This is a genomic window from Flagellimonas sp., from assembly GCF_965222555.1.
Classification (GTDB): domain Bacteria; phylum Bacteroidota; class Bacteroidia; order Flavobacteriales; family Flavobacteriaceae; genus Flagellimonas.
In genome coordinates this window covers 677220-703606 of the sequence record NZ_CBDCUG010000004.1, presented here as the reverse complement: position 1 = coordinate 703606, position 26387 = coordinate 677220, and the positions used below count along the sequence as shown (strand labels likewise).

Annotated in this window: 12 protein-coding genes; 5 read left to right on the top strand and 7 right to left on the bottom strand. The window is 40.2% G+C overall.

The features are described from left to right. The first annotated feature begins 55 nt into the window (after nucleotides 1–55). The 4 genes from ACOQO1_RS07555 to ACOQO1_RS07540 all read left to right on the top strand — a co-directional run bounded on the left by ACOQO1_RS07555 (nucleotide 56) and on the right by ACOQO1_RS07540 (nucleotide 10724). Nucleotides 56–3412 (top strand): SusC/RagA family TonB-linked outer membrane protein, encoded by a 3357-nt coding sequence (locus tag ACOQO1_RS07555; RefSeq protein WP_420602257.1) that lies wholly within the window; start codon nucleotides 56–58, stop codon nucleotides 3410–3412. A 30-nt stretch (nucleotides 3413–3442) separates the two neighbouring features. After that, nucleotides 3443–4963, top strand: a complete 1521-nt coding sequence (locus ACOQO1_RS07550; protein ID WP_420602256.1) for a RagB/SusD family nutrient uptake outer membrane protein — start codon at nucleotides 3443–3445, stop codon at nucleotides 4961–4963. Between the two features lie 115 nt (nucleotides 4964–5078). Then, nucleotides 5079–7382: a TIM-barrel domain-containing protein gene (locus ACOQO1_RS07545; protein WP_420602255.1), complete on the top strand. Its 2304-nt coding sequence runs from the start codon at nucleotides 5079–5081 to the stop codon at nucleotides 7380–7382. A gap of 12 nt (nucleotides 7383–7394) precedes the next feature. After that, the gene (locus ACOQO1_RS07540; protein WP_420602254.1) at nucleotides 7395–10724 is read left to right on the top strand and encodes a VCBS repeat-containing protein; all 3330 of its coding nucleotides are present in this window, start codon (nucleotides 7395–7397) and stop codon (nucleotides 10722–10724) included. A 12-nt stretch (nucleotides 10725–10736) separates the two neighbouring features. Here the strand turns inward: ACOQO1_RS07540 and ACOQO1_RS07535 are convergent, their stop codons facing one another. The 7 genes from ACOQO1_RS07535 to ACOQO1_RS07505 form a co-directional block, all read right to left on the bottom strand. Continuing rightward, nucleotides 10737–12350 carry an arylsulfatase gene (locus ACOQO1_RS07535; RefSeq protein WP_420602253.1) on the bottom strand — a complete coding sequence of 538 codons (1614 nt, stop codon included), beginning with the start codon at nucleotides 12348–12350 and terminating at the stop codon, nucleotides 10737–10739. A 19-nt stretch (nucleotides 12351–12369) separates the two neighbouring features. Beyond that, a complete protein-coding gene (locus tag ACOQO1_RS07530; protein WP_420602252.1) occupies nucleotides 12370–14016 on the bottom strand; it encodes a discoidin domain-containing protein in 1647 nt (548 codons plus the stop codon). A gap of 2 nt (nucleotides 14017–14018) precedes the next feature. Further along, nucleotides 14019–15431 (bottom strand): sulfatase, encoded by a 1413-nt coding sequence (locus ACOQO1_RS07525; RefSeq protein WP_420602251.1) that lies wholly within the window; start codon nucleotides 15429–15431, stop codon nucleotides 14019–14021. A gap of 134 nt (nucleotides 15432–15565) precedes the next feature. After that, on the bottom strand, nucleotides 15566–17143 hold the full coding sequence (locus tag ACOQO1_RS07520) for a LamG-like jellyroll fold domain-containing protein (protein ID WP_420602250.1): 1578 nt from the start codon (nucleotides 17141–17143) through the stop codon (nucleotides 15566–15568). 21 nt (nucleotides 17144–17164) lie between these two features. Next, the gene (locus ACOQO1_RS07515; RefSeq protein ID WP_420602249.1) at nucleotides 17165–18949 is read right to left on the bottom strand and encodes a RagB/SusD family nutrient uptake outer membrane protein; all 1785 of its coding nucleotides are present in this window, start codon (nucleotides 18947–18949) and stop codon (nucleotides 17165–17167) included. A gap of 10 nt (nucleotides 18950–18959) precedes the next feature. Beyond that, on the bottom strand, nucleotides 18960–22241 hold the full coding sequence (locus ACOQO1_RS07510; RefSeq protein ID WP_420602248.1) for a SusC/RagA family TonB-linked outer membrane protein: 3282 nt from the start codon (nucleotides 22239–22241) through the stop codon (nucleotides 18960–18962). A gap of 62 nt (nucleotides 22242–22303) precedes the next feature. Next, nucleotides 22304–23662 (bottom strand): Gfo/Idh/MocA family protein, encoded by a 1359-nt coding sequence (locus ACOQO1_RS07505; protein ID WP_420602247.1) that lies wholly within the window; start codon nucleotides 23660–23662, stop codon nucleotides 22304–22306. Between the two features lie 338 nt (nucleotides 23663–24000). On the opposite strand from ACOQO1_RS07505, the gene ACOQO1_RS07500 reads away from it, so the two are divergent. Beyond that, the gene (locus tag ACOQO1_RS07500) at nucleotides 24001–26385 is read left to right on the top strand and encodes a ligand-binding sensor domain-containing protein (protein ID WP_420602246.1); all 2385 of its coding nucleotides are present in this window, start codon (nucleotides 24001–24003) and stop codon (nucleotides 26383–26385) included. Nucleotides 26386–26387: the final 2 nt, after the last annotated feature.

Sequence of the window (26387 nt, the reverse complement as noted above, 5' to 3'; positions counted from 1 at the left end):
TTCCCAAGTACCATTAATTAATCAATTAAATATTAACTAACTAACGCACAAATTTATGAAAACTAAATTTAGCAGAACTCCTATATATTGTAGGAAAAAGATTTCTATTGCAATTATGAGGGCATTTATTTTCTTATTCTGTATGGTGGCTTTTGGTTTTGGCCCAAAAACAGGTTTCTCTCAAAAAACTAAGATTAAAATTGATGCTGATGATCTCATTACCGTAGAACAAGTTTTTGAACTTATACGCCAACAAACCGACCACACTTTTATCTACAGGTCCGATTTGTTTGTCGATGCTCCCAAAGTAGCGGTGAAAAAAGGAAAGATAAGAGCAAACGATCTGCTTCAAAAAAGCCTTTCCTTTGGAAATTTTGATTTTAAGTTCTCGGATAATGGATCCATTCTGTTGGAGAAAAGACCGAGTACACCAAAAATTGAAGTACAGCAAACCGTTAGTGGAACTGTTGTTGATGCCGATGGAGCTCCCTTGCCCGGCGCCAATGTTTTGGAAAAAGGAACCACAAATGGAACCCAAACCGATTTTGACGGGAATTTCGCCATCAATATAGCTGATGAAAATGCGGTACTGGTAGTTTCCTATATTGGATTTTCCACAAGGGAAATTTCAGTTGCCGGACAAACCAATATTAGAATTTCTTTGCAAGAAGATGCCGAAAGCCTTGCAGAGGTAGTGCTTGTTGGGTATGGTACTCAGCGCAAGGAAGAGTTGACCGCTGCAATTACTTCTGTTGATGTAGAAGAAATCCAAAAAATACCAACGGCGGATATTGCTACTGCCATGCAAGGACAAGTTGCAGGTCTCAATATTGCTATTGCCAGTGGGGTGCCCGGTAGTGACCCGGTTATCCGAATTAGAGGTTTGGGAACTATTGGAAACAATAACCCACTATTTGTTATTGATGGTATTCCTGGTGATTTGTCCTACGTAAACCCTGCGGATATTGAAAATATCAGTATTTTAAAAGATGCTTCTGCGGCAACCATTTATGGTTCCAGGGCATCCAACGGTGTTGTAATTGTAACTACCAAGAGAGGTAGGTCTGGAGAACCAAAAGTAACAGTTAATTCCTTTATAAGTGCACACTCTATCACCAATGATTTAGATGTGGCCAACAGAGATCAGCATAACCAAATAAGATTGGAGGCCTATGCAAATGCTGGTGAGACCCCGGCGCCTTATTTGACCAACGGAACACAATATGCGGATAGTGATTGGGCAGACGCTTATTTAAAAAGTGGTTTTGAACAAAAACATGATATAAGTGTCTCTGGAGGTACGGAGCAAATGAACTATAATTTTTCTGGGGGATATTATTCCAACACCGGAACCATTATAAAAACAGATTACAATCGTATCAACACACGATTGAACATGGACTTTAAACTGTTCAATGACCGTCTAAAACTTTCACCAGGTATTGGATTCACAAGAAAGAACCGAGAAAATTTTTCTGAAACCCTTGGAGGTGGAAATGCTGGTTTTTCACCACTTTTAAGCGTATACACACAATTGCCTCATAAAGCCATTTTTGATGCTAATGCCACAAATGGTTTTGCTACCCCTCCATCCGAGTTGGGATCTGAAAATCCAGTGGGACTACGATCTATAATCGATAATAATAATCAAGACGACTATTTACAGTTTACACTATCCGCGGAGCTTCAATTGTTTGATGGTTTAAGTTACCAATTTCAATATGGTGGTAATGTAGAAAATGTTCACCGCGCCGTATTTGTGCCACTTTATGACTTTGGTCCTCAATCCAACAACGATAGACCTTCTTTGTTTGAACGTAGATCACGGACCAACGAGTGGACATTGAATAATATGTTGAATTATCAAAAACAATTTGGAGATCATGATTTAGGAGTCTTATTGGGTGCATCACGGGAAGAAAGCCATTTTAGATCTATTCAAGGTGAAAACAATGAGTTATCATCTGATCAATTGGACGCATTGTCTGCTGGAATAGGTGATCAGTCCATAACAGGGTTCAATTCAACCAGTACTCTACAATCGTTGTTCGGGCGTTTAAACTATAATTTTGCGAATAAATATTACCTGCAATCCAGTATCCGTCGTGATGGATCATCACGTTTTGGACCTGATAATAAATACGGAACTTTTTATTCTGTATCCTTGGGTTGGGCAGTTCATAATGAAGACTTCTTTAATTCAGAAGTGATAAGTCAGCTAAAACCAAGATTCAGTTATGGGATTTTAGGAAATCAGCTTATTGGAGATCATCTTTTCTTGACAAGGATTGGTTCTGGTGGTCAAAGATTGAACTATCCGTTTGGAGAAGGAGTAAGCCAAGGTGTGTTGGTAGGAGCTCTTAGTACATCGCTGCCTACACCAGATATTCAATGGGAAGAAACCACGACAACCAACTTTGGTGTGGATTTGGGCTTTCTGGACAACAGATTTAAACTGACCTTTGATTACTTTACTTCAGAAACCGATGGAATGTTGGTGAATGTACCTATTCCTGCAAGTTCTGGTATTACCATTTTTCCTTTGACGAACGGAGGTAATTTGGAAAATAAAGGTTGGGAAGTATCTGCATCTTACTTCAAAAATGAAGGAGATTTCAATTTTGACATTACAGCCAATTTTAGTGGATCTAAAAACGAGATTACAAAATTGGGTATTGCCGATGAGGCTTTTACCGATGGATTTATAGAGTTTAACAACTTCCCAACCACACGTACTGAGGTTGGTGGTGAGATTGGCCGATTTTATTTGTTTGAAGCAGATGGTATTTTTCAGAATCAAGCTGAGATTGATGCCCATGGAGTACAACCGGATGCAGCTCCGGGAGATTTAAGGTTTGTAGACGTAAATGGAGATGGATCTTTAGGAGATGACGACAAAAAATACTTTGGCAGCGGCCTGCCCAAACTGGAGTACGGACTTACGTTTAATGCCCAGTATAAGAATTTTGACCTAAGCTTGTTTTTCCAGGGAGTATCTGGTAATAAAATTTACAATGGGGTTAAAATGTGGTTGTACCGAACAGACCGCAACAATATGTCTTCTGATTTGTTGAACGCTTGGTCCGAAAGTAACTCAGGAAGTAATGTTCCACGTAATGTGTTTGGGGATCCCAATAACAATATCCGTCCCTCGAGTTACTTTTTGGAAGATGGGGATTATCTTCGATTGAAGAACCTACAGATTGGTTATACCTTACCAGAATCCATAGTTGATAAGACTTTTATCAATAGTGCCAGACTGTATTTTACGGCCAATAATCTATTGACTTTTACAGATTATTCAGGTTTTGACCCAGGACTAGGAAACGGAGGTACTTTTACAAGAGGTGTGGATAGAGGCTATTATCCTTTAACCAGATCTTTTGTACTTGGTGTTAATATTTCCTTGTAATGCACGTGTTTAATTTTAATAAGACAAACAATGAAAAAATATAGATATTTAATATTGATAGGATTAGTTCTAGCATTTACCTACTCCTGTAGCGATGATTTTGTTGATGTTCCCAATAAAGAAACTTTGACAGAGGCTAGTTTTTGGCAAACAGAGCAACATGCTTTACAGGCCTTAACGGGAACCTATGCAGCAATGCATAGTTCTAGTGGAAGCAAGTGGGCCTTTTTTGAAGAAATGTATACGGCATTGGCATATCGAGGGGATGATGTTACTAACAATACTGCCGAGATTTATGGTAGATCGGTTGCAAGCTTTAACAACACTACTGAGGACAGTGGACCATTTAATATATGGAGAGCTAGCTATGCGGGGATAGGAAGAGCGAATCAGGTAATACAAAATGTACCATTAATTGAGGCTGTTTCTGAGGCTGATAAAAATGTTATTGTTGCTGAGGCCAAGTTTTTAAGAGCGTTTTACTATTTCTGGTTGGTAACTGGTTTTGAGAATGTTCCGTTAGTGACAACTTTTGAGACGGATCCAGAAAAACTATTTCCAAGCCAGGCATCATCAGCTGAAGTTTGGGCACAAATAGAAACTGACCTTCAGGAAGCCGAGGCCAATATGGTCGCGAGTCATACAGGAGAATGGAAAGGAAGAGCTACTATAGGTTCTGCAAAAGCATTGTTGGGCAAGGTGTATTTGTTTCAGGAAAAATGGGCAGAAGCAGAAACCAAATTAGCGGAGGTTGTTGCAATGGACTATGCACTATTGCCGAATTTTGCTGATAACTTTAATGGTAGCGCTGAGAATGGCCCTGAAAGCGTATTTGAAATCCAGTTCACTGGAGATCGATCTAACGATAATGACGAACGGCAGGTACTTAATTTCCAGGTTTCTCCATATGAATTTGGTGGCTGGGAATTGTTCTACCCTTCTCAATGGTTGGTAGATGAAATGAAGACCGACCTTGATGGAGGAGGAAACATAAGTGAAAGGGTATATGAAAGCATTTTCTTTGACGACCCCAATTCTGAAATGTATAGCAGGGCGGATGATGCAGTGCGACCTTATAGTGATGTGGCAGATGCATTGAACCATCCTAAGTATTTCAAAAAGTATTCCTTCAACGAAGACACCAATTTCTATAACGGTACAAATATTACTGTAATTCGATTTGCTGATGTGTTGTTGATGTATGCTGAAGCCCTTAATGAGAACAATAAGACCACAGAAGCTATTGCTGAGGTTAACAAGGTTCGCGAAAGAGGTGGAGCAGCTCCTTTAGGTGCTTTGTCTAAAGATGAACTCAGAACACAAATACGCCACCACGAAAGACCTGTTGAATTGGCCATGGAATACGGAATTCGTTGGTTCGATTTGTACAGATGGCAAAAAGGAAGTACTGCTACAGAGTCTATCAAAGCCACTCTAGAGGCACATAACAAGCCTTTTGCAGATAATTTCCAAGAAAAGCATATTGTGTTCCCTATTCCTTTACAAGAGTTGAACATCAATGAAAATCTCAATCAGAATCCAGGATGGTAATAATCCAAGATGACGAGATAGTTTAAGTTAGTTTGAGTTTTTTTAGTTCTAAATACCCAAAGCTGATAATGTTTCTTCTTTGGGTATTTTTCTTTCGAATATTTACAAATAAATCATGAAGCAAAGTATACTTCATATCTTGCACAAAAGCATCGCAATTTCCTTGTGCGCCATCTTTTTTTGGAGTTGTCAGCAAAAAAAATCGGCAGAAAACGTTCAATATGATGGGTATGCTACCAAGGTATATCTTTCAGATTCCATAGAGGTATCCTTTTATTCACCTACAATGTTCCGTTTTCGTACCTCCGCTTTGGATAGTGTGAAATTTCCGGATAAATATGAACTTCCTTTTTTAATAGGCCACTTGGAACCATGGGAAAAGGTGGAATGCAGTTTTGAAGAAAATCAGGAAAGTTATCAGATTCAAACTGAGGCAATTAAATTGGTGGTCGACAAACAATCTTTGGATTGGACTATTTTTGATATTGACGAAAAAAAGATATATCCTTCGGATGGAACTATTTATGGGATGTTCAAAGATGGATACACCCGTTTTGACAATGCCAGTGCATTTAACGAAACCAATCTTAATAGTAGATATACCCATTGGTTCTATAATAAGAAAACCAAGAGTTACACAGATACCTTTTTAGAGGAAGGTCTGTTGCTGGATAACTATTTCATTTACGGTCCTGATTACCCGAGTCTTTTTAAACAATTCAATGATTTAGTGGGGCCAGAACCTTTACTCCCCAAAAAAGCTTATGGCTTTTTTCAGACCCAACATTTAAGTTGCACAGGAAATCAAAAGGATTTCATGAAAGTCGCTGAAGAATTTAGGGATAGGGATATCCCATGTGACAACCTTATTCTGGATTTTGGATGGGGGGATGCCTGTGTTGGAGGCAAGGAAATAACCTGGGGGAGTAGTATGGAATGGTCTGAAAATTATACCAGTCCCTTATCGCCAAAACAGATGATAGATTCTTTAAAAGCGAGTGATTTTGACTTGATGCTCATACACCATAATGCACCAGATCACCAAAATAGGGTAAACCATGGCTGGACGGAAGTGTTATTCGATGAAAAGACCTGGTGGGAAAATTATAAAAAGGAGTTGGATATGGGAATTGCCGGTACATGGCAGGATACACGTAGAAACAACATTACGGATGCCGAGATATGGAATGGTACCCAAGAGTATATTGGCAAAGACAATAGAGTAATGTTTTTAGGTTGTAGAAGAATGCAGGAAACCAACCCGTGGGATGATGGACTGACACAAATTCCTGTTAACGCAATGATTGGCCAAAGACGATACCCGTTTAGGTGGGTGGGTGATTCGGATTTCACCTGGTCCGAAATGAAATGGCAAATAAATGGTATCACCAACACCCATGGCTCAATGAAAGGAATATCATACCTTACATGGGATGTGTATGGCAAAACACCTTTGATTCAGGCAAGAATGAACCAATTTGTGGATTTTCTGGGCGTATCCCGATCTCACAACCTGAAACCATGGGCCATTAGTTCAGACATAAACCAATGGAAAGAACGAATTGTAATTGAACGAGATCAGGTCAAGAGTCCAACACAGGAGAATGCCGAAAGATTGGCAAAAGAAGGAGAATATACCGCAGAGAAAAGTATCAGACGCCACAGAAAATTAAGGTACCGACTCTTACCTTACATTTATTCGCTCGGATATGAAAACTATTTGGAAGGGATGCCAATGAGCAGGCCCTTGTTATTGCAATATCCCAATGATGATGAATGTAATAAAAATCAATGGCCTTACCAGTACATGTTTGGTTCATCAATTCTGGTTGCACCCGTATACCATGCATTGGGTACCCATGAAATTTATTTACCTTCAGATTCAAATTGGTTTGATTACTGGTCCAAAGAAAAAATACAAGGGGGACAGGTATTGAAATACGATACAAGTGATCCTGATAAATTACCGTTGTTCGTTCCAGAAGGAGGATTGCTTTGCTATGGGAAAGAACGCAATTGGATTATACCAGGGGAACAAGAAGAGATACTGTGGCTTGAGGTGTATCCTGGACAAAATGGGAAAACAACATTCTATGAAGATGATGCGCAGTCCATTGCATATCAAAACGGGGAATATGCCAAGACCATAATCCAACAACGTAACGGACAAAATGGCGAGCTGATAGTGGAAATTGGAAAAGCGCAAGGTGAGTTTAAAAATAAATTGGACAAAAGAACCTGGAAAATCAGGGTATTGGATTTGGACAATAGCTATGCCACAGCTAAGGTTAATGGTGAGGAAATTTCATTCGATTCCATTTCAAAAATTGACGCTACAGGCTTGGCCAATGAAATTGGTTTTAAGGAAATTACCCTAACCTCTGCGTTAAACGCTAAAACAATTGTTGTTTTTGAATAAAAGAGACCTTTCATGACTAGGAACTTCAAATTTATTGCATTTTATGGGCTCATGAGTGGCCTGTTGGCTATTTCTTGTCATGAAAAGCCCAGTTCCAAAATCAAAAAGAAAGATGCTATAGGGTCAACGCTTTTCACCAATGTTCCTTCGTTTCAAACGGGAATTAATTTCATTAACGAAATACCGGAGAGCAGTGCCATGAATAGCATGGTCTACGAGTATTTTTATAATGGTGGCGGAGTAGCGGTTGGTGATATTGACAACGATGGGTTACCTGATATTTATTTCACATCCAACCTTAAAAGCAATAAACTGTACAAAAACAAAGGAGATTTTAAGTTTGAGGATATTACAGAAACTGCTCATGTAAAAGGCTCTTTTGGTTGGACTACCGGTGTGACCATGGTTGATATCAATTCCGATGGCTGGCTGGATATTTATGTGTGTAAATCGGGAAAAGGAAAAGCCGAGAACAGGGAAAATGAGCTTTTCATCAACAATAAAAATAGCACGTTTACCGAGGCTGCTGCCCAATATGGATTGAATTTTCCAGGATATAGCACCCAGGCCTCTTTCCTTGATTACGACAAAGATGGAGATTTGGACATGTTTTTGTTAAATCACAATGTTGCCCCTGTTAACACCAATAATCCAGAGGAATTTAAGACCCAAGAAAATGAGTGGGTTGGAGACAGGTTGTACAGAAATGATGGCAATACATTTGTTGATGTTTCAAAAAATGCAGGGATAATAAACAATTCATTGGGATTTGGACTTGGAGTATCCATAGGTGATCTTAACCAAGATGGTTGGCCAGATATTTATGTGGCCAACGACTATGTGGAGCAAGATTACCTGTATTACAATAATGGTGATGGCACTTTTTCTGAACAGTTAAAGTCATCAATTCCACATATATCCAACTTTTCTATGGGAACGGATATCGCCGATTTCAATAATGATGGACTCTTGGATATTATGACCCTGGATATGGTGGCCGAAGATAATTTTGGAATCAAGACCAGTATGAGCGGTATGAACCCTAAAGCATTTGGACATGCCGTTACCCATGGATTCCATTATCAGTATATGTTCAATGCCCTGCAAATGAACAATGGTAATGGCACTTTTGGAGATATAGCCCAATTGGCGGGAGTATCCAATACCGATTGGAGTTGGGGACCTCTTTTTGCCGATTTTGATAATGATGGACTCAAGGATCTATTGATTACCAATGGACTCAAAAGAGATTTCAGGAACAATGATTTCAGAAACCATAAGTTGAAACGACTGGAAGAAGCAAAAAGGAATGGAGAAAAAATATCCCAAGTGGTCGAAGAATTGGTCAAAGAAACGCCGCAAAGAAAAACACTAAACTATTTTTTCAAAAACAATGGCGATTTAACCTTCACTAAAAGTTCAAAAGATTGGGGAATTTCTGAATCTACTTTTTCCAATGGTGCTGCCTATGCAGATTTGGATGCAGATGGAGATTTGGACATCATCATAAATAACATTGATGAAAAGGCTACGGTTTTAAAAAACAATTCTGATAAAAATTACATTCAATTTCAGTTCAGGGGAAGTACAGACAATCCTCTGGGCATAGGTACTCGCGTTGGAGCAAAAACAAAAGAAGTTCACCAACTCGTTGATAATTATATGACCCGAGGATATCAATCCTCAATGGAACCACTGGTACATTTGGGTTTATCTACAAATGAAAAAGTTGATGAAATAACCGTTACCTGGCCAGATGGAAAACAACAAATATTGAGTGATGTGCAGGCCAATCAAAGAATTACTTTGGATTATAACAATGCCAAATCTCTGGAAACTACTCTTGGAAAAGAGGAATCCCCAATATTTTTTGATATGACAAAGCAGTTGGGGATTGATCATGTGCATCAAGAGAATGATTACGACGATTTTGCAAAAGAAAGTTTATTGCCCCACAAAATGTCTCAATTTGGGCCAGCATTGGCCGTTGGGGACATAAACAATGACGGATTGGAAGATTTTTTTGTAGGAGGAGCTAAGGATCATTCGGCCACCTTATATCTGCAAAGTGAAGATGGCGGTTTTAGAGCTTCAAACAGTGCTGTATGGCAAAAGGATAAGGGATATGAGGATATTGATGCTGTGTTTTTTGATGTCGATAACGATCAAGATCTGGACTTGTATGTGGTAAGCGGGGGAAATGAATGGAACCCTAACCACCCTAGATATCAGGACCGTTTATACATTAATACCGAAGGCAAGTTTAAAAAAGAGCTTCACAGATTGCCAAAAAGCAACATAAGTGGAAGTTGTGTTAGGCCTTTTGATTTTGATGCCGATGGTGATTTGGACCTATTTGTTGGGAGCAGAATGCTTCCGCAAAAGTATCCACATGCCCAATCAAGCTATTTGTGGGAGAATGTAGGAGGGAAGTTCAAGGATGTAACTTCCGAAAAAGGACCGGGATTTTTACAAATGGGCATGGTTACCGACGCCATTTGGACAGATTTTAATGGTGATGGCTCAAAAGATTTGATTGTGGTAGGGGAGTGGATGAAAATCACTTTTTTTAAGAACTCAGGAGGGAATTTGACCAAAGATGATTCCATATTGCCCAACGCATATGGATGGTGGAACAGTGTTGAAGAGATGGATTTGGATGAAGATGGCGATATGGATTATATCGTGGGCAATCTTGGATTGAACTATAAGTACAAAGCTTCAGAAAATGAGCCTTTTGAAGTTTATTCCAATGATTTTGATGAAAACGGGACCAATGACATTGTGTTGGGGTATTATAACCAAGGGAGTTTGTTTCCCCTTCGGGGAAGGGAGTGCTCGTCCCAGCAAATGCCATTTATAAAGAAGAAATTTCCAACATACGCCAGCTTTGGCTCTGCCAATCTTGTTCAAGTCTATGGAGAGGAAAAATTGGAAAAAGCGCTACATCTAAAAGCGAATATATTTGGTTCCGTGTATTTGGAGAATAAAGGAGGTGGTAGCTTTGACCTAAATACGTTGCCCAACGAAGTTCAAGTATCCTCAATCAATGACATTTGCGTTGATGATTTTGACCAAAATGGAACCAAAGATGTTCTAGTGGCCGGTAATTTGTACCAATCTGAGGTAGAAACACCCAGAAATGACGCGAGCATTGGAATGCTGATGCAAATGGATTCGAAATCCAATTTAGTCACTGTTCCTTTTAAGCAGAGCGGGATATTCCTAAACGGAGATGTAAAGAAAATGAGCTCCATTAAATTGGGAAAATCAGGTTCAAAGGCAATTCTGGTAGCTAGAAACAGTGATAAATTAACGGTTATTGCCTCAACATCAGATTAACCATTGTCTATGTTAATCTTGTACATCCGATAATAGCCCATTTTCAACCAGTGGAATCCTGAATCTTTCCACCTCGGCGTTGTTGTGTTCCTCCATAAAAATATTGACCGCTTTTTCAATAATTTCAGGATGCTCTTGTGCAACGTTGTTCAATTCTTCTGGATCAGTACTAAGATTGTACAGTTCCACGGTTGGATCTTTCTTTGGATTCTTGAGGTTTTGTCTGATCAGTTTCCAATCACCCATACGTATCGCAACTTGTCCCCCGTACTCCGGATATTCCCAAAATAGAAAATCATGTTGCTCCTGGTTTTCTTCTCCCAAAAGGGTGGGTAAAAAACTGATGCCATCAGTTTGTTCTGGGTTTTCCATGTTGTTCAAGTCCAACAATGTCGCCATTACATCATAATGTGCGGAAATGTGATTGGTTCTACTACCCGGTTTTATACGATTGGGCCAGGAGGCGATCATAGGCACCCTGATTCCACCTTCATATACAAAACCCTTGCCTCTTCCATATTCCTCACCAAAAATTCCTGAGCTGTTAAAAAACTCTCCATCGGTTCCACCAGAAAAAGTTACCCCATTGTCCGAAGTGAACATGATGATGGTGTTTTCATAAAGCCCGTTTTCCTTTAAATAATCCACAAGTTTGCCCACATTTTCATCCAAATATGAAATCATGGCAGCGTATCCAGCCTTTGGATTTTGATGGGGATAATAACCGGCTCCTCCCAAATAAGGCTCTTCCTCGCCAAATTTTTCTACATAATGATCCACCCATCTTTTTGGAGCTTGAATTGGGTTGTGGGGTATAGGTGAGGCCCAGTAGAAAAAGAAGGGGTTTTCTTTGTTTTCAGAGATGAAACCCAGCATTTCATCAAACATGAGGTCCGGGGTATAATCGTTCAAATTATATTCCTTGTAACTGGCCGGATCATTCGGGTCGGCTCCTTCTGGTAATTTTTTGCTTGGAGGAATGGTGTCATTGTTAAGGTGAACCCTATTCTCGTTTCGGTACAAATGAACGGGGTAATACGTATGCGCTTGTCGCTGACAATTGTATCCATAGAAAAAGTCAAAGCCCATTTTTGTTGGTATGGCATCGGTATGTGGTGCTCCAAGGCCCCATTTACCAACCATTCCCGTGGCGTAACCTTGTTTTTTCAATAATTGCGGGAACAATACGGTTGATGAAGGAATAGGTCTTTGCCCTTCCAAGGTTGAATCCAAAACCGCTGCTTTGTAGTCCCAAACATTTCCTCTTTCCCTCCATTCATCATTCCCCCTGATATAAGCATGACCGGCATGTTTACCTGTCATCAACATATACCTCGCAGGTGCACAAACCGGCGCCCCGGTATAGTGTTGGGTAAACAGCATTCCATTTTGCGCCAAAGCGTCAATATTGGGAGTTTCAATCTTTTCCTGTCCATATACGCCCAATTCACCATAACCAAGATCATCTGCAAGAATATAGATGATATTAGGTTTTTCTGAAGTGACCGTTGCTACCTCTGTTTTATTTTTACAAGAGCCAAGCATCAATCCAAAAAGGGCGGCAACCAAGAAAAATTTAGTTGCTTCAATGAATTTTGCGGAGTTCGTAAGGATTGGTTTTTTCATATTTCAAAAGGGAATAATATTATTCTGTAATGATATCTATTTCGTTGAAGATAAGATTTTCCTCAGTTCCAGAGGAAACATACACCTGATCTATCAAAATTCTTAAATATTGTGAACTTATACTACTATCCAAATATAATTTTGCTTCAGAAGTGACATTGGCAATTGCAAACTCTTTCACCGTTGTGAAACTTGCGCCATCATCGCTGGTTTGGATAATTATGTTTTTTGGTCTATAGTTTGTGCCTGCCCTGTCTGAATAGAAATAGACCCCGCTAAAATTCTTTTCTTCTCCCAGATTGACTGTAATTTCATGCTGGCCATCGTTGCTTATGTTGTACGGATAATTGGAATGCCAATAGGATGAAAGGTCACCATCTAACATAGTGGAGGCAACACGAGCTGGATTGGGGCTTGTTGTGTTGGCAGATATGGTCCAATTACTTCTATCGCTCAGAACAAAAGGAGTGTATGAAACAATAACATCGTCATTGGGAATTTTTGTTGCCAAGTCAATGGTATAAGCATATCCTCCAATCTTTTGTCGATTTCCATTTTCAGCAACAACATTGAAGGTCAGCTGCATATTATTTTTGGCCTCGTCCTTATATTCATTGAAAAGATCACTGTAAGGAATCTCTATATTAAATTCATATTCATTGGCATTTGCTGAGGGGGTCAAAGCAGTGGTAAAGGTGATATCATCATAATTGTCCCCGCCTCCTGCAGGAAAACCATCGTGGCCAACGTAAATGTGGTTTAATGTTATTGGTGCAGTAACGGTGCCTTGCACTATCAATGAGCTATTACTTTCATTTTTTTCCACAGTATAACCCAAAAATTCGGCTTCAACGTCCATGGTATAATATGAATTGTCTTTTGTGTTAAATGCTTCACATACATTAAGAATGGCAGCACTGGAAGCGGTAAGAAAAACACGGTCAGACCCATTGTTTTGATACGTATGGTTCCCAAAAGACATTAAAGAGACTTTAGGGAGGTCTGAACCTTTATGCGCACAATGAGGTAAATTAAGTCCATGTCCCAGTTCGTGCATTATACCTCCCAAACGATTACAGTTCATTAGTTGAAAGTTGCCAATGGATTTTCCAGTTGATTGAAGTTTAAAATCGTCTGTGTTGGCAAAGGCCATTTTATTTATTCCATAAAAAGGTACACCACTGTCCAAAAAGCCTAGAACAAAAGTATGGGTTCCCTGTTTTGCTCCCTGATTGGCGGCAAAATACTGATCAATTTCATTGACAATTTCGTTATGTCCTTGGTATGAAGTGGAAGCCAATTTACCCTGTACCAAATGAATTCGAGCTTTACCATGCTGATTGGTCACTAATCCAAAGGTCTTTTTTCCATGACCATTGAGTTCCATTTGAAGTTCAAACCATTGTTGAACATAGAGCATCATATCACCAACATCTTCTAACAATGTATCATCCACTGAATAATCGGTTGGATTAAAGAAAACTACGTTCAATGCATATTGGTCGGTACGGTTGATGTTCCATATATCCTCTTCTGGAGTTTCGGGTTCTTCTGGTTCCTTTGGTTTTTCGGTGGCTTTTGGGTCTGGTGTTTCTACGCTATCTGATGAGCATGAACCCATAAAGGCCATTAAAAGAATCAATATATAATATTTTGATTTTATCATCTTTATTTTGTTGGTTCCACAAATTCGGGGTTTATTTCAGTTGGGATGGGAGCATTGGTGTCTGCCCGCCACTGCTTTAGAAGTTGAAATAACTCCTCTGTTTTTTCAGGGAAGGTTTTTACCAAATTGTTTTTTTCTTCCAAATCATTTTCTAAATCATACAGCTCCAAAGCATTGTCCTCAAAGTAATGGTGCAGTTTCCATTTCCCATATCGGACAACAGAGCCAGGTCTTGTGCGGAACTTGGTGTCACGATTCTCGTTTTCTTTGGTAATGGCCTGCAAATACACGGGAAAATGCCAAAACATAGGACGTGTTTCAAAAATTTCTTTCTTTGATAGTATGGGGTAAAGACTGTTTCCGTCCAAGATTAAATCTATTGGTGTGGCAATATCAGCTATTTCTAACAAAGTAGGGTAAATGTCGATATTTGAGATAGGAGTACTATCAGTACCTCCACTGTCTATTTTGCCTTCCCAAACAACAAAGAATGGGACTCTTATTCCTCCTTCATAATAGCTTCCTTTCCCAGCTCTCAAAGGGCTTTGGTTGCTTACAAAAAATAAACCCCCATTGTCCGACGTGAATATGATTACAGTGTTTTTGAATTGATCCGTTTGTTTTAAGTATGCAATGAGCCTTCCAATGTTTGTATCCACATCCTCGATCATAGTTGCATATTTAGGATTGCTTTTACCAGGAATTTTTTCCTTTGCCTGATATTTCTCTAATAAGGAATCTACAGGTTGTATTGGCGTATGTACGGCATACGGTGCGTAGTTCACAAAAAATGGCTCTTCGTTTGTTTCCAAAGCTCGAATAAGCTCATCCATGATTAAACCTGTCAACCTTTCTCCTTTTTCAGCTTTAAGGTCAATATTTTTAAACGGGGCGTGATAGCCCGACGGATGTCCAGCATGACTTCCAGCGATATTAATGGCAAATCCATTTTGTAATGGATCATGGGACAAATGCCATTTTCCTGCATGTATGGTTTGATAGCCATTTTTTTTCAGTAATTCTGGAATGAGTAAGAATTTTTTATCGATTTCGGTCTTGTTGGCAATAGGAATTAACCTCCTGTCCACGGACTTTCCCCTTTCCGAGCTTCCCACGGTTAAAATTCCATGTCTTTGGGTCCATTTTCCAGTCATTAAACTTGCCCTGCTAGGTGCACAGTTGGCAGCGGCTGCATAGGCATTGGTAAATACCATGCCTTGTTTGGACAAATCATCTATTACCGGGGTTTCGTAAAAAGCACTTCCCATAAAAGATGGTTCTCCCCAACCTAAATCATCTATATTGATTAGAATGATGTTTGGTTTGGTTGGTGTTTTGGTATCAGATGATTGATTAGTTCTACACGCTGTGAACCCGAATACCATTAGTATGAACAATGCAAACCTAATTTTCATAAAATCTTATAAGCTACGATTAAAAGATCGACTAAATTATTGAAAAGAAAGAATGCCCGAACAACCAACCCATAAATCGAATGTTTCGGGCACCTTTCAAGAACTAACTCAAACTAAACTTATTTTTTACATGATCATGATTGTGACAAAAGCATGATGGCCTCTGGAGAAAGAGCAGTCGAATAAATCCTAAAGTCATCCATGACTCCATTGAATATCCTGGCCCCAAACTGAGCCCCTATCTCGACATCTGTCTCCCCCGCGTTCCCTGTATCTATGGTTGTCGTGGGCAATGATGCACTTTCGACGCCATCTACATAGACCGTAAGCACAGCCCCATCATAGGTATAGGCCACATGGTGCCACTCGCCATCGTTTACAGTGGCAACGCTGTTTAGGCCACCGCCCTGGAACTCTGAACGTATGGTCCCGTCAGGGTTTACTGCAAAGGTAGCCCTGCTACCGGTTCCCGACTCGCCCCAATGGGAAATTGTAATCCTCTCCGTGGTAGTGGTCTTCACCCATGCAGAGACGGTTCTTGAATTGGGGCCGTTCACTCCTGTGTATCCAGTTAACGTGACCGCATTGCTCCCATCAAAGGTGTATGCGTTTTCACCAATTTTGCCGGTTTCGTAGGCAGGTGCCCCAGTAGAGGCGCCCGCTCCGCCCGCAGAACCTTCGTTTAAAAGGCTACCTTCAAAGTTTAATTGGGTTTCGATGGTTGGTTGAGCGGCCAACAAGCCAATACTCCCAGCATCTAGGGCAATGTCATAAATCCTAAAGTCATCCATGGCTCCATTGAATATCCTGGCCCCAAACTGAGCCCCTATCTCCACATCTGTCTCTCCGGCGTTCCCTGTATCTATGGTTGTCGTGGGCAATGAAGCACTAGCCACACCATCTACATAGACCGTAAGCACAGCCCCGTCATAGGTATAGGCCACATGGTGCCACTCGCCGTCGTTTACGACGGCAGCACTGTTCAGGCCACCACCCTGAAACTCTGAACGTATGGTTCCGTCTGGGTTTATCGCAAAGGTAGCCCTGCTACCGGTTCCCGACTCGCCCCAATGGGAAATTGTAATCCTCTCCGTGGTAGTGGTCTTCACCCATGCAGAGACGGTTCTTGAATTGGGGCCGTTCACTCCTGTGTATCCAGTTAACGTGACCGCATTGCTCCCATCAAAGGCGTACGCATTTTCACCAATTATCCCGGTTTCGTAAGCAGGTGCCCCAGTAGAGGCGCCTGCTCCGCCAGCTGAACCTTCGTTCAATAAACTTTCTTCATAGTTCATTCGAACCGTTATAGCTGGATCTAAGGGTTCAGCAGTACTTTCTACAATAATGAACCCTTCTTTGATGACTTCATCAGCGCCAAATTCGTTACGAACTTTTAGGCTTACGTTAAATTCTCCAGAAATAGGATACTCAACCGTTGGGCTTGCCTCAGTACTGGAGGGAGGGTTCCCGCCATCAAAGGTCCATGTGTACAAAAAAGGAGTATTTGTGGATGCATCGGTAAACGTTATTGTTCCATCTTGATCAACAGTAGTCTGTGATGCAGTAAAATCTGCCGTGGGCAATAACGCTGAATCAACATTGGATTCTCTCAGATAGCCATCATCATTTCTTGCACAAGACCCAAAAAATGTGGCCGCAATGACTATTAGGCCTAGAGTCTTTGCTTTTTTATATATGGTATTACTTTTCATGCTCTTTAGTTTTTAGTGTGGTTACCATCCTGGGTTTTGTTCAATATTTGGGTTGAGCACCAGCTGATCAGCAGGTAAAGGAAAAAGATAGTAATGATCTGGAAATGCTGACGGAACAAGTGGAATCAATTGTACATACCCTTCAGGCGCATCACCCTGAATGGGGATGTTCTGGGCATAATCGGCTTGCTTGATCCATCTACCTAATTTCACTTCTGTGGCATAATCCATTTTTTTCCACCTTCTAAGGTCATCCCTTCTTACTCCTTCTCCCATCATTTCCACTGCTCTTTCCCGTCTAATTTCGAAAAGTACGGGATCTACGTCAGGATCTCTGGTTGGGTCAAAATCTGATGTGATTTGTGCAATTGTCATTGGTGCCACACCTCCACGTTGCCTTAATTTATTAATGGTTATATCTGCAACAGACTGATTAAAATCTCCTACTTCAAATTTTGCTTCAGCATGTATCAAGAATATCTCGCCCATTCTAAATATGGGGTCATCGTTCAGGTCTCTAGAAGAAACCGCATCGTTATGGTCATTCCATATTTTCCAGAAACGATATCCGTTTCCTGTTTGAGTAGGAACAAGCCTATCAAAATTGGGTACTTCTCCAGTAACCCTTTTTGACCAGTTACGATCTGGTAATTCTTTGTATGGGAATCCTCCGGTAATAGCTTGAAGGATTGGAAAAAATTCTTCATCGTCGGGATTCCCAGTAGATGTCCAGTTCTGACTTCCATCGCCATTTACCTTATATGGGGGTGGACTCATAATCAATAGGCGATCATCACGATCTCTGAATTCTGCATGAAAATCCTTGTCTCCCTGAAATTGAGCATTGGTCGGATTGGTCACCGGAAGTCCATTCTTTGTCAAAAACTTGTCGATTCCCTTTCGGGTGATGTCATATTTGTTATTGGTGGATCTAGTATTTGTGGAAGCGGTATGGGTCACTTCATCAATGACATAGTGCTTATACAATAATACACCTTCTATTGGTCCCAGATCAATGCTGTTAAAAACACGATCGTAGTTGGGATGTAAATTTGGGTATTTATCGATCAACTCTGCCGAGGTCTGCACTGCAACGTTTAAAAACTTGTCATGATCCCCGAGTCCATGGTATTTGCGCCATGTTCCTTCAAAAAGGGCAAAACGAGCCAACAATGCTCTAGCCACATCTGGGTTAACGGTATTTGGGCCATCTCCATCTTCTTTAATAATGCCAATGGCTTCCTGTAGGTCTCTCAAAATATTATTTGCGACCAAATCCCTGGAATCTCTTGGGGCATTTAGAATGTCGGTGTCCGTATCAGTTAATTCATTCTCTAACCAAGTTACCCCACCATAGGTGTTGAGAAGGTCAAAGAATTCATGCGCCCTAAAGAAGAGACCCACTCCACGCCAGTGCGCAATTTCTTCTGTGGTCATTTCAGAGTTTGCGATACGATCTAACATGATGTTGATCTTACGGATGTTTGCATAGGAAACTCCATATATTGTTCCAGCACTATTGGCGGGAACGTTAATATTCTGTCCGATATAAGGACGTGATACACTGCTTCCTCCATTTTGCATTAAATCCCCATCCAAGTCTCTTGTTGCAGCCCAAGTTGTACTCCTAGGGAATGCCTCTAAAAAGTCATAGAAGCTCCACGCATAGGTACGTACGTTATTATATGTACTAAATATTGTTGCTTCCGATAATTCGTCCTGAGGAGAAAGGTCTAGGTCGTCATCACAACCCACGGTAAGGACGGTCAAGCATATCAAAGTTATAAGGTGTTTAAAATTTTTCATTTCAATTTTTTTAGAATGATACATTAAGTCCTACAGAGTATTGTGCCATTATTGGATATCTTGTTCTTATTCCAGCGCCATTGTTCTGTTGATCAGGATCAAGACCTCTTTGCAAATTGTCAAAAATGAACGGATTGTTTGCAGAGACAAAAACTCTTAATTTGTTTAATCTTAAACGCTCCAACAAGTTGTCATTAAAAGAGTAACCAAAGGTTAGATTTTGAATTCTCAGATAACTTTCATCGCTTAGATATTTGGTCTGTACGAATCGGCTTCTAGCATAATTACTATCAATATTACCTGTACTTGCATCGCCATATATTCTGGGATAAAAAGCATCTTGGTTATCTGGGGTCCAAAAATCCAACTGATTGGCATAGATATGATCAAAAACAGAAGGGTAGGGGAAAATCACATCCAAATCTGCTCCAGTTGCTCTCCAGCGATCTCGTTTACCCACACCGCTCAACACAAATGAAAAATCAAATCCTTTGTAAGCGGCATTACCGTTGATTCCAAACTGATATCTTCTTGTATTATTACCAATTCGCTTGCGATCACCTGGACCTGTGTCCGCTATTAAATTTCCATTATCATCAAATTGGGGAGCTACCGTTCCATTACCATCCGTAATCAGGCCGTCTCCATCAAGGTCTTTATATTTAATGTCACCTGGGTAAGGAACGGGGGAATTCTCCACAAAAGGAACACCATCTTTCAACTGTCTGTTAGAACCAGAAAGGTCTGCATTCAAAGTACCCTCCACAAAATCGTCGGCCGTGTAGAACCCATCCGTGACATACCCCCAGATTTCACCTATTTCATGACCTTCATAAAATTGACCGATAAATTTGTCAGCAGTTTCAAAACGGGTAATTTCAGACTTACTGTCAAAAACATTAACATTAATTCCATAACTGAAATCTCCAATTTTGTCGTTCCAACCAATTTCCAAGTCCCAACCTTTAGTTTCCAAATCGGCATCGTTTTGTAAAGGAGCCGACGTTCCAAGTATTGCGGGCAATGGTAGCGCTGCTTTGAGCATTCCGAGGGTTTCCCTAGTATAAATATCAAAAGACGTGCTCAAACGGTTTTTAAAGAAATTGGCATCGATTCCCAAATTCTTTGTAACCACTTCTTCCCAAGTAAAGGTATCGCTTACCAATTGAGCTGGATTGAAGGTGATAAAACGTTGGTCTGTACTCAGATTGATCCAATCAGACAAAAAGCTTTCATAACCTGGAATGGAAGGATAATATTCTTGTACATTGGTGCCAGGTCTTCTATACTCTTGGTTTCCAATTTTCCCCCATGAGGCTCTTGGCTTTAAAAGGGAAATAAAATCCGCACTTTCCATAAAAGGTTCTTCGCTAATATCCCAACCAACTGAAACCGATGGCAACCATGCATATCGGCTACCTTCTGCAAATCTTGAAGAACCATCGTAACGCAAATTAGCTTCAATAAAATAGCGATCAAGTAACGTATAGTTCAATCGGCCAAAGTACCCAACCACTGCCCAGTCATAAAAGGAATCAGTAATGGTAAAGTTCTCTCCTTGAGCCAGATTAAAGGTTGGGGTGTCCGGGTCTATCAAATCATTTCTGAAAGCACTGAAAGAATCCTGCTTTTCATCTTCTTTATTGAATCCCAATAGAAAGTTGAAATTATGATCGCCAAGGGTCAGGTTATATTTCCCATAAATATTAAACCCATTGTAAATCCTATTGGTCTGTGTTTTTCTTAGGCTCGAATTTCTTAATGCATCTTCCTCAGAAACCGTTGGATTAAATCTAAAAGTACTATAGTAGCGTTGGGCATTGTTTACGCTCACCGTGTTGATGTACTTTTTCTCAAAGGTATATTCCCCGGTCAAGGAGAAATCTTTGAAAGGTTTCCATTCCAAGCGCTGAAACAATCTAACATTATCTTCATCTCTTTTGGTGGGCACAGAAAAACGAACAACATTTCCTGGGCTGGCGAAAGGTAACACGTCTCCAGTTCCATCATCAAAGAACCCGGTAGGGTCATACATTCTCAACTGTAAAGCTTGATTGTATTGTGCATTGGGAACGGATTGGATACTTGACCGAAACAATATATTGGACGTTGAGGTCAACTTTGGTGTTATGTCGGCATCCACTTGAGCATTAATATTGTATTTTTTGAAGGAGTCCTTATCGGTGACCATAACCCCATCCTCAAATGAATATCCAGTACTGAGGCGGTATCCTATTTTTTCACCCCCTCCTGAAACAGCGAAGTTATGAATGGTGGAATATCCAAAATTTTTGATGAAGTCATCAATAATGTCAGAATCTGCCAAAGGGTAAAATTGACTGCTGGATTCCTCAAAATGTATTGGATAAGTGGTATTGTTGATGGGATCGGTTACCAGATTAAGTTGACTTAATTGGTTTGCATCATAAAGATCCAAAAGTTCGATCCACCTGTCCACATTCTGACCGGCAAAATAAGCGTTTACACCAAAGGTGTCCAGAGACTCCACAAACTGGCGGGTGGTAGCCTTTTCCGGTTGATCAACCGCACGGGAAACACTGGTGGTAACATCATAACTAAATGAAACTTTCTGGTTTCTTCCAGCACTTTTTGTAGTAATCAATACCACTCCAAAAGCAGCGCGAGCACCATAAATGGATGAAGCCGCCGCATCCTTAAGAACAGATATAGATTCAATGTCCCTGGGGTTTAGATCTTCTATATCTCCGGGTACGTTGTTGATAAGGATCAACGGGGAACCACCGTTTATGGAAGTAAATCCTCTAATGTTTATGGAGGTACTTCTATCACCGGGCTGCCCTGAGCTTTGGACAATTTGCAATCCAGCTGCTGCTCCCTGCAATGCTTGGGTGGCATCTATAATAGGACGATCATTGATAATCTCGTCCATTTGTACATAAGAGGCCGCTCCTGTAACATTTTCCCTCTTTTGCGTGCCAAAGCCAACCACGACCACCTCGTCCAACTGTGAGACATCTGGTGATAGGGAGACATTTATGGAGGTTTGCCCATTTAACGAAATCGTTTGCGAAAGGAAACCAATGGAACTTATTACCAATGAGGCATTAGGGGGAACGGTAATTTCATAATTTCCGTCAAAATCTGCGGCTACACCATTGGTAGTGCCCTGTTCTATGACGCTGGCGCCTGGAATGGGCATTCCGGTTTCAACATCGGTTACATTTCCAGTCACCTGGATGTTCTGGCCAAATAGTGAGCCACAAAACGCCAGTGATAACAGAAATACGAGTTTAGTTTTCAGTTTTTGCATTAATCATTTGATTTTAGTTAGTAAATCAGTTTTAGGTTATTTAATTTGCTTGCATTGTTCTTTTAATAAGTGTCCTTAATCCAATTGTAAGGCTTTCTTTTTATCCAGTTTCCCCGGGTGAAATCGGGAAAATCCTGAGGTTCCCCATTATTTGCAATAGACTGTTCAGAGAGTGGGGTAATTGCACTCCAGGCGGCAGCATCATAGGCATCCATGGGGGGAGCAATATTTTGTAATGCCGATTGGACAAAAGCATTGATAACAAAGAAATCCATTCCGCCATGACCGGCTCCTTTGGCATAATCTCCATATTTTTTCCAAAGCGGGTGATCGTATTTTTCCAACCATTCTTTGGCTTCGTCCCAACGGTGTGGTTTGGATTTTCCTTCTATGTAGATTCGTCGACCATCCACTTCCCACAATCCTTTTGCCCCCTGTACTCGGAAACCTAGTGAATAGGGTCTGGGGAGGTTGCAATCATTTGTTATAATGATTGTTTCACCATTTGAAGTCTCAATGGTACTGGTTACAACATCTCCTTGTTTCCATTTTAGTTTGGCGTTTGGATGTCCTTCTCCTCCCAATTTGGTGATATAATCTTTGAAACCGACAGCATTTGTGGCATGGGAGGTAATGGTTTCAAAACGATTTCCATGATTAATATCTGCCATGGCTGCAATGGGCCCTACGCCATGTGTAGGATAAAAATCTCCATTTCTGTATAGGGAGTGCTGTGTTCGCCATTTGGATTCAGAAATTCCTTTGTCACCAAATTCCGCTCCTTTTCCATAGGCTGTTTTTCCATCATTGAAAAGTACCCCTCTAAGATCATGCTGGTACCCACACCTAAAATGTACCATTTCTCCAAAGACATTTTGTTTTACCATATTGAGAACGGCCAAAACATCCCTTCTATAATTTACATTTTCCAAGAGCATTAAGTGTACTCCGGTTTGTTCATGGGTATTGACCAAATCCCAGCATTCTTCAAGTGTATTGGCCGCTGAAACTTCCAACCCTGTATATTTTCCAGCAAGCATTGAATCTTTGGCCATGCGTGTATGCCATAACCATGGTGTAGCAATGATTACAGCGTCCAACTCTTTTAATTCAAGAAGGTTGCGATAGTCATATTCGTCTTTACCAAAAGTTTTTGGTTTGCCCTTCCCTTTTTTGGCCATGATATCCAGCGCTAATCCTATTCTTGAATCGTCCACATCGCAAATTGCCGCAACATTGACATCATCCCTTAGTAAAAGGTTGTTCAAATGGTTGGTTCCACGTAAACCAACACCGATGAGACCAACATTTAATTTGGCTGCAATTGCACCTTTTGCGGCACCTAATGAAATACTGGGCGCAAGAGCCAAACCGGCTCCAGCTATGGCAGATTTTTTAACAAAACTTCTTCTTGAACTCATAATTGAATTTTGAGGTGTACCCTATTTTTTTAGCATTAAATTTCTTCTCTTCAAATATTGCCATTGCCCCTTGTTTGGAGGGTATACATTTTAGTCTAAGACCACCTCATTTTTCTGCATTTGGTTCTTTTCAGCTTGAAAATCCGTAATTTGAAACATATTTGTATATAAACAGACAGTAGAATGTGTACGACAACAATTGTTGTTTTTCAACTTTAAAAAGCTGTGGTTTACTGAAAAAATGTAATTTGAATAAAGATTTAATAATTCAGATAAATATGTTGATTGATGGTTTCCAAAACCTATCAAAGAAAATGGAGAATCGGTTAAAAGGAATTATGAAAAATATGTCGATGTTTTTGATGAATTGGACGCAAGGACTTAAAGATAGATTTTACGTTACGTTAAGTTTTGTAGTCATCTTTTTGTGCTTTCCAGTGGTCAAGGGCCAAGAACTTCAAAACTTTATCCATTTTGAAAAGACATTCCACCCATCCTCGACAATTGAAAACGATAGTTTAGGGAATGTACTTATCTCCTCCACGCAGGGCATATACAAATACAATGGATATGACTTTGACTTTAAATCATTTTCCACCATTTTCGGTTACGAGTTTATTAATAAGCGAAGGGTTTACTTTAAAAAGGACACAAGGAATAACTATTGGTTGGCCACCTATAATGGAGAACTGACCAGAATGGACAGAAATGGCAGGTATATCCATTATAAGGATAGTTTGTCCAAAGGCGAAAAATCATTCAGAATCACTTCAGTCGTTCCCTATGAAGATTCAGTTTGGTTCGGTTCTGCAGAAGGTTCGCTCTACAAATTTGACTATTCCAGCTCACAAATATACAGGATCGCAACATTGCCCAATGTTCAAAACCTTCCACAAATAATCAACAATATAGCCGCAACCGATTCCAACCAAATATGGATCAGCACACTGGGAGGTAAGGTTTATGGGTACAAACAAAATATTAAACAACTCCAAGAGTTGAGAATGCCTTTTGATGATGAGATTTCGCATTCACTTCTTTTGGTTGCAGATAAAAAAGGCAAGCTTTGGATAGCTTCAGAGCTTTTTGGGCTTTATTGGTATGAACCGGCTTCTCAACGATTGGAATCTTTCCCAATTTCAGATACTCAAATAAAACTTTCAGGTCGTACACCATCGTTCTATGTGCTGTATTGTGATAAAAGTGGGAACGTTTGGGCAGGTACGGATGGAGAAGGGTTGATTAAAATTAACAAAGACAATCATAAAATCACGCAATTTAGGCACCAGGATAATAATAGATTTTCGCTTACCAATAATACCGTCACCAACATCTCCGAAGACACCCATGGTAATCTTTGGATTGTATGCAAACAGGGAATAACGCATATTCTTCCCAATTATAATAGCAATATTCAATATTATACGGGTTCAGAGGACAATGTTCCCTCTCCTGTTCTTTGCATGCTCAAAACCACCGATGGATCACTTTGGATAGGTACTGACGGAAAAGGATTGAACCGAGTGTTGGCTAATGGGCGGAGTATACAATATGGAACCAAAAATGACGATTACTCAAATTTTAAAGGAAGGTATATTCAACGCATTGTTGAGGATTCCAACAAAAAGGTTTGGATAGCTACCTACAAAAATGGTCTTTTTGTATATCATCCAAAGTTGGATAAATTCAAAAAGGTTGAAATCCCAGGAATTTCGGAAAAGTCAAGTGCCGATATACGTTTTCTTTACAGGGACACAAAGAATCGTATTTGGGCCACTACTACGGAGGGCATTCTTCTTTTTGATGAATATGAAAAGCTATTGGCACATTTTAACTATGGTTCACATGGATTGTTGGGAGTTATTTCTGAAAGTATTTATGAGACGCGAGATGGCACAATTTGGATAGGTGTGAACAGAGGAGGCCTCTTTAAGATGGAAGAAAACAATGACATTCTTCAAAACTCCACCTTTACGAAAATAGAATACTACCATAAGACACATAAAGAGGATACCAACAATTACGATCCGGCTTACATGGTGTCCGATAAAGATGATAACCTTTGGATTACTTCCCTTTCTGGTACCTTGATGTACCTTAATACGAAAGACCAATCATATAAATCCTTCATGAACCATAGCAGCTTTAAAGATCTGACCATAACTGCAATGTTGTTTGATGGTGACGACAAATTATGGTTGAGCAGTAGAAATGGACTCCACCATTTCGATGTTCAAAAAGATTCCTTAGGCTCGTATTTTAATATTGACGGCCTTCAGGGCAATAGCTTTACACGCAAAGGAGCGTTCAAGGCTGATAATGGGATGCTTTATTTTGGAGGGGATGATGGAGTAAGTGCTTTTTATCCTGGCTCGATAAAGAAAAATAAACTGGTTCCAAATTTGGCCATCAATAAAATTGAAGTGTTGAACAAACCTGCTTCAGATTTGATACCTGATCAAATAGAAAAGGGGGTTGAATATGTGGAATCGTTGAACTTGGCTTATGATCAATCATCTTTCTCCTTTCAGTTTGCGGCAATTGGTGACGTACTTAAACCTGAGTACCATTATGCGTACAGATTAAAGGGTTTTGATAGGGAATGGATTACTCCAAGGGGAGAACGTGTAGCAACTTATACAAACATTCCACCCGGCGAATATTCCTTTGAGGTAAAAGCTGGAACCCAAAAGGAATTTGGAATATTCCCACAAAACAGATAGCC

Coding starts and splice junctions, on each gene's coding strand:
- ACOQO1_RS07555 (WP_420602257.1), top strand. CDS start 56: ATGAAAACTAAATTTAGCAGAACTCCTATATATTGTAGGAAAAAGATT.
- ACOQO1_RS07545 (WP_420602255.1), top strand. CDS start 5,079: ATGAAGCAAAGTATACTTCATATCTTGCACAAAAGCATCGCAATTTCC.
- ACOQO1_RS07530 (WP_420602252.1), bottom strand. CDS start 14,016: ATGATAAAATCAAAATATTATATATTGATTCTTTTAATGGCCTTTATG.
- ACOQO1_RS07540 (WP_420602254.1), top strand. CDS start 7,395: ATGACTAGGAACTTCAAATTTATTGCATTTTATGGGCTCATGAGTGGC.
- ACOQO1_RS07515 (WP_420602249.1), bottom strand. CDS start 18,949: ATGAAAAATTTTAAACACCTTATAACTTTGATATGCTTGACCGTCCTT.
- ACOQO1_RS07520 (WP_420602250.1), bottom strand. CDS start 17,143: ATGAAAAGTAATACCATATATAAAAAAGCAAAGACTCTAGGCCTAATA.
- ACOQO1_RS07535 (WP_420602253.1), bottom strand. CDS start 12,350: ATGAAAAAACCAATCCTTACGAACTCCGCAAAATTCATTGAAGCAACT.
- ACOQO1_RS07505 (WP_420602247.1), bottom strand. CDS start 23,662: ATGAGTTCAAGAAGAAGTTTTGTTAAAAAATCTGCCATAGCTGGAGCC.
- ACOQO1_RS07550 (WP_420602256.1), top strand. CDS start 3,443: ATGAAAAAATATAGATATTTAATATTGATAGGATTAGTTCTAGCATTT.
- ACOQO1_RS07525 (WP_420602251.1), bottom strand. CDS start 15,431: ATGAAAATTAGGTTTGCATTGTTCATACTAATGGTATTCGGGTTCACA.
- ACOQO1_RS07500 (WP_420602246.1), top strand. CDS start 24,001: ATGAAAAATATGTCGATGTTTTTGATGAATTGGACGCAAGGACTTAAA.
- ACOQO1_RS07510 (WP_420602248.1), bottom strand. CDS start 22,241: ATGCAAAAACTGAAAACTAAACTCGTATTTCTGTTATCACTGGCGTTT.